The sequence below is a fragment of the Lamprobacter sp. genome (genome assembly GCF_034860625.1).
In the GTDB taxonomy this organism is placed as follows: Bacteria; Pseudomonadota; Gammaproteobacteria; order Chromatiales; family Chromatiaceae; genus Lamprobacter.
Window position 1 is genome coordinate 1 of record NZ_JAYESN010000393.1, and the last position, 2089, is coordinate 2089.

Genomic DNA, 2089 nt, shown 5'->3' on the forward strand with positions numbered 1-2089 from the left:
TGGTTTCGAGAGCAAGAATGGGGCGAATGGGATCGTCAAATCGAGCGTGATTCTGACTCCGGAAAATTTAAGGCTGTTACTGAAAGGGTGCTAGCTGACCATGCCGCAGGTCGGACGAGTCCTATTTGAACCATTTCACTCATCCCGACTTTTGGGCTTGCTACCAAAGACTACCGCAGGACATCCGGCGGCGCGCAGATGCCGCTTACGCTCTGCTGCGGGATAATCCACGCCACCCGTCCCTACACTTCAAGAAAGTGGGAGCGTTGTGGTCAGCCAGAGTCACCTTAGACTACCGTGCATTGGCAGTTGAGGCACCGAATGGCTACGTTTGGTTCTGGATCGGCCAGCACGATGAATACGAAAAGATCATCGGCTAATCGGGTAAAGGCGGGTGTCTAACCCGCCCTCCGGCGAAAAGCCTCTGGGCGGGCTCGTCGCAGCTCGGCGCAGGCCGCGTGTTCGGTGTCCATCCTGCCCGCGTCCGTGAGCCGGGCACCGATCTCAGCCGCTGCAACACAGACTCCGCGCGAACAATCGGACCGAGCTGCCCGCAAAAAGCTGCTCAATCAGCCGACAAGCTTTAAGCTAAGGTGTGTGGCACGGCTGCAGCGTCGAAAGAGCCACGCTCGACGACAGGAGATTTGAGGTATGAGCCAGGACGACAAGAAAGCCTTGGTACCAAGGCCGGGCTCTGAGATTGCGCGCCCATCGAACCGTCGCAATCCCGTCATCAGCCGCATGTCGCGCGATCTGCTTGCGCGCGCTCAAGCGCAACAACTCCACGCGGCGCGGTTTCGGATCGGGGACTACGAACTGCGCGAACCGGATTATCGGCAAATTCTGAAATGGGCTAAAACGTTAAACACGAGTCCAGATGCCATACTGAAGACACTCTCGGAACACCCGGTACTACCACCGCAAGAATTCGTCGACGACAACGAACCAATTGAACTCTCTGTGGTAGATGGGGCCATTGTTAGCTTACCCTGGGACTTCGGTTATCTGCCATACATCCCTAATAAGTGGGAAGCAGGATTATGCATATGCACTTTAGCATTCGAAGGTTCAGTTTATCTGTCAAATCTTGGCACCGAGATAAAGCCAATATTGCCTAAGCTAAAGAGGCTAGTTTGGTACTTGGCTGACGCAGAAACGATTGACCTAGCAGGTGTTCCTAACTTAACTGTTCTTAAATGCTCGTTTATCCCTGGTTGTGACGTGGACAGCAGCCCTATTAACGAGCTTAACCTCTCTCTAGTTCCGAAACTGACCGAACTCGATTGTCGATATCGGGATCTCGCTGAGTTGGATCTCTCACCAGTCCCAAAGCTGAAAAAACTGGACTGCTCGGAAAACGAACTGACAAAACTTGATCTTTCGCCGGTGCCAGAGTTGATCAAGCTGGATTGTTCTTTCAACAACAAAATAACAGAGCTTGATCTCTCGCAAATTCCGAAGCTGAAGCAGCTTGACTGCAGATGTACACAAATCGAAGAATTAGACCTTACGTTAGTGTCGCACTTAACCGTGCTGTGTTGCAGCTTTACCTACTTGGATCTCAAGGCGGTACCGGAGTTGGCAGAGCTGTGTTGCTGGTCAGCTTCACTAACTACGCTTGATCTCTCATCGGTCCCGGGATTGACTGAGCTAGAATTTTTCCAAACTCAACTCGCTGCACTAGACCTCTCGCCGGTACCAAGGTTAGTAAACCTGATTTGCTGGCATGGTAAACTTACCGAACTTGATCTCTCACCGGTAACTAAACTAAAGCAGCTTAATTGCAGTTGGAACCAACTGGCTAATCTGGATCTATCACCAGCAACTGGACTACAAAAGCTTGATTGCAGAGGCAATCACCTCACCGAGCTTAACCTCTCGCCGGTGCCGGGGTTGGCCGAGCTGCGGTGCGACAGCCATCTGAAGCTGTTCAATGCACCCAAAGGTCTCGAGCACGAGGGCGGTCAAATCATCTCCTACACATCAACAAGCGACGCATCGGACGATGTTGACGACCTCCCATTCTGAGCGCTCGATCATGCCCTTCGAGCCACCGGCCATGACCAATACCAACAACTGAGACGGAGTG

General features: G+C 52.5%; 1 protein-coding gene. It reads left to right on the plus strand.

All coding sequences use genetic code 11. The features are described from left to right. Positions 1-651: 651 nt before the first annotated feature. Positions 652-2028, plus strand: a complete 1377-nt coding sequence (locus VBE63_RS27975) for a leucine-rich repeat domain-containing protein (RefSeq protein ID WP_323686264.1) — start codon at positions 652-654, stop codon at positions 2026-2028. Positions 2029-2089 lie beyond the last annotated feature (61 nt).

Bases quoted from the DNA above. Each gene is read 5' to 3' on its own strand.
- VBE63_RS27975 (WP_323686264.1), top strand. From the start codon at position 652: ATGAGCCAGGACGACAAGAAAGCCTTGGTACCAAGGCCGGGCTCTGAG.